This is a genomic window from Curtobacterium sp. B8 (genome assembly GCF_000333315.1).
In the GTDB taxonomy this organism is placed as follows: Bacteria; Actinomycetota; Actinomycetes; order Actinomycetales; family Microbacteriaceae; genus Curtobacterium; species Curtobacterium luteum.
The window spans coordinates 1-3,424 of sequence record NZ_BACW01000477.1; the positions used below are offsets into that span (position 1 = coordinate 1).

Sequence of the window (3,424 nt, forward strand, 5' to 3'; positions counted from 1 at the left end):
CGGGGATGCCCAGGGACGAGGTCGGGACGGGTGTGTACGTGGGGACGGGTCGCGGCGAGGACTGCGCCCGCGCGGTGGAGGTCGCCGCTGCCTGCCCGCCCGACACCGCCACCGCGTGGCTCGCACTCCAGCCGCCGAGCCCGACGACGGCGAGCCCCCCGACGGCGAGCCCCACGACGAGCCCGATGCCGAGTCCCCCGGCGAGGAGTGCTCCGCCACGTCGTGCGCGGGGTGTGGTGGGTGTGCGTGCCATCGGTCGTCCTCGTCCTCCGTGCGTTCCGGCAACGGTCCGCTTCGGCCGCGAGCGTAGGGACCGGGTCCGGGAACCGGCTGCCGTCCGGGACCGAACGGCTGAGCGTCCTCCCCATCCGGCTCACAGCGACCGTCTGGCGTCCTCCGAGCAAGCGACATGACGTACAAGCACCGTCAGCACGGTGTACTCGGCGTCGAGTCAGGTGGGTGCCTCGACGTCGGTATCGTCGGCGAACCGGACCACCCGACGGGCGGCCGGTACCCGCACCGGCCGGGGCACCGTCGCCCCGGCCCCGGCCCCGCGGCAGTGCCGCGAGCAGGAGGGAACTCCCTTGGCAACACCCACCCTGGTCACCGCGCCGCCCACCACCGCGCGGGGCGGGTCCCTGAAGCGGAACCTCGGCCTCTGGGCGATCGTCGGGCTCGGCCTCGGCTACATGACCCCGACCGTCGTGTTCGACACCTTCGGCATCGTCTCCGACGAGACGAACGGTGCGGTGCCGAGCGCGTACCTCGTCGCGCTCGTGATCATGCTCCTCACGGCGGTGAGCTACGGGAAGATGGTGCGCGTCTACCCCGCCGCCGGTTCGGCCTACACGTACGTGCGGGAGTCGATCCACCCGAACGCCGGCTTCATGGTCGGATGGGCATCGCTGCTCGACTACCTGCTGCTGCCGATGGTGAACGCGCTCATCATCCGGCTCTACCTCGAGCAGGTCTTCCCGGCACTGGCCGCGTGGGTGACGGTCGTGGTCTACACGCTGTTCGTCACGACCGTGATCTGCCTGTCGATGCGCGGCACCTCCAACCTCAACATGGTGCTGCTCGTCGGCGCGATCCTCGCGATGATCGCCTTCGTCGTCTTCGCCGTGATCGAGCTGACCCGCGGCGCCGGTGCCGGCACGATCGTGAGTCCCGAGCCGTTCGTCCACGACGGCGTCACCATGACGGCACTCCTCACCGGTGCGACCGTCGTCTGCTTCTCGTTCATCGGCTTCGACGCCGTGACGATGTACACGGAAGAGGCCAAGAGCATCCGGATCATGCCGAAGGCGATCCTGATGACCGTCCTGCTCGGCGGACTGATCTTCCTCGTGTCCGCGTACTTCGCGCAGCTCCGCTTCCCGACCAACGCGCCCTTCGGCGAGTTCACGGACGACCCGCTCCCCCAGATCGGTCTGCTCGTGGGCGGCCCGGTGTTCCAGGCGATCCTCGTCGCCGCCGGGTTCGTCGCCGCCCTCGCATCCGGGCTGGCCTCGCACGCGAGCGTCGCCCGCATGCTGCTCGTGATGGGACGGAACAACGTCCTGCCGAAGCAGGTCTTCGGCTACGTCAGCCCGAAGACCCGCACGCCGATCCCGAACATCGTCATCGTCGGCGCGGTGACCCTCCTCGCGATGACGTTCTCGCTCGACACCATCTCGTCGTACATCAACTTCGGCGCCCTCATCGCCTTCACCTTCGTCAACCTCACGGTCATCGTGCACTTCGCGTGGCGTGAGGGCCGCCGCCGGACCGTCCGCGACTGCTTCACGTACATCGTGCTGCCGGGCGTCGCGATGCTCCTGACGGGTGTTCTCTGGTCACAGCTGCACGCCGACGCGCTCATCGCCGGCGGGGTCTGGGCCGCGATCGGCTTCGTGTACCTGTTGGTCATCACGAAGGGCTTCCGGGTGCAGCCGAAGGGCTTCGACGAGAACCAGCCCGTCACGGGCGTCAACAAGCAGCTCACCGACGAGCACGGACAGGAGACACGATGAACGACACCGCCACCACCTACGCGGTCACCGACCCGGCGTCCGGCGAGGTCCTCGCCACCTTCCCGACGATCACGGACGACGAGCTGCGGCAGGCGATCGCCACGGCCGACGACACGCACGCCGCCTGGGGTCGGTCGAGCACCGTCGCCGAGCGGGCTGCGCTCCTGCACCGCGTCGCCGAGCTCTACCGCGAACGCCGGGAGGCCCTCGCGACGACGATCGTCCGCGAGATGGCGAAGCCGATCGACCAGGCCTACGGCGAGGTCGACTTCTGCGCCGACATCTACGACTACTACGCCGACCACGCGGAGGAGTTCCTCGCGGACCAGCCGATCACCCTGGCCGAGGGCAGCGAGGGCAGCGCGTTCGTCCGGAAGTCGTCCGTCGGCGTGCTGCTCGGCATCATGCCGTGGAACTTCCCCGCGTACCAGATCGCCCGGTTCGCCGGCCCGAACCTCGTGATCGGCAACACGGTACTGCTCAAGCACGCGCCGCAGTGCCCGGAGTCCGCGCTCGCGATCGAGGCGGTCTTCCACGACGCCGGCTTCCCCGCGGGGGCGTACACGAACGTCTTCGCCACGAACGACCAGGTCGCCGACGTCATCGCCGACCCGCGGGTGCAGGGCGTCTCGCTGACCGGCTCCGCCCGCGCCGGTGCCGCGGTGGCCGAGATCGCCGGCCGCAACCTCACGAAGGTCGTGCTCGAGCTCGGTGGGTCGGACCCGTTCATCCTGCTCTCGACCGACGACCTCGACGCCGTGGTCGAGTCCGCCGTCGCCACCCGCCTCGAGGGCAACGGCCAGGTCTGCAACGCCGCGAAGCGCTTCCTCGTGGCCGACCACCTGTACGACGACTTCCTCGCGAAGTTCACCGCCGCCATGTCCACCGTCGAGCCGACCGACCCGAGCGTCTCCGGCGCCGAGCTCGGTCCGCTCTCCTCCCCGACCGCGGCGGACCGCCTCGAGGAGCAGCTCCGCCACGCGGTCGACCAGGGCGCCAGCGTCGTCACCGGTGGCGAGCGCCGCGGCAACGCCTTCACGCCGACGGTGCTCACCGATGTCACCCCGGACAACGACGCGTACCGCGAGGAGTTCTTCGGCCCGGTGGCCGCCGTCCACCGCGTCGCCGACGAGGACGCCGCGATCGCGATCGCCAACGACACCCCGTTCGGCCTCGGCTCGTACCTGTTCACGACCGATCCGGAGCAGGCGCTGCGGGTGGCGGACCGGATCGAGGCGGGCATGGTCTACGTCAACATCGTCGGTGCGGACAGCCCCGAGCTGCCCTTCGGCGGCGTCAAGGCCAGCGGCTTCGGCCGGGAGCTCGGCCCCTTCGGGGCCGACGAGTTCGTCAACAAGAAGCTGATCCGCATCGGCTGACGATCCGACCGGACCAGCAGCGGACGGGAGGTT

2 protein-coding genes and 1 pseudogene are annotated in these 3,424 nt (G+C 70.0%); 2 read left to right on the forward strand and 1 reads right to left on the reverse strand.

All coding sequences use genetic code 11. The annotated features are described in order from the left end of the window. Window positions 1-253 (reverse strand): annotated as a pseudogene (locus I59_RS19940) (hypothetical protein); the annotation flags it as partial. Between the two features lie 331 nt (window positions 254-584). Between I59_RS19940 and I59_RS12165 the strand changes: the two are divergent. Continuing rightward, the gene (locus tag I59_RS12165) at window positions 585-2,012 is read left to right on the forward strand and encodes an APC family permease (protein WP_022904096.1); all 1,428 of its coding nucleotides are present in this window, start codon (window positions 585-587) and stop codon (window positions 2,010-2,012) included. Continuing rightward, on the forward strand, window positions 2,009-3,391 hold the full coding sequence (locus I59_RS12170) for an NAD-dependent succinate-semialdehyde dehydrogenase (RefSeq protein WP_022904097.1): 1,383 nt from the start codon (window positions 2,009-2,011) through the stop codon (window positions 3,389-3,391). Before I59_RS12165 ends, I59_RS12170 begins: the two co-directional genes overlap by 4 nt. The last annotated feature ends 33 nt before the right edge of the window (window positions 3,392-3,424 follow it).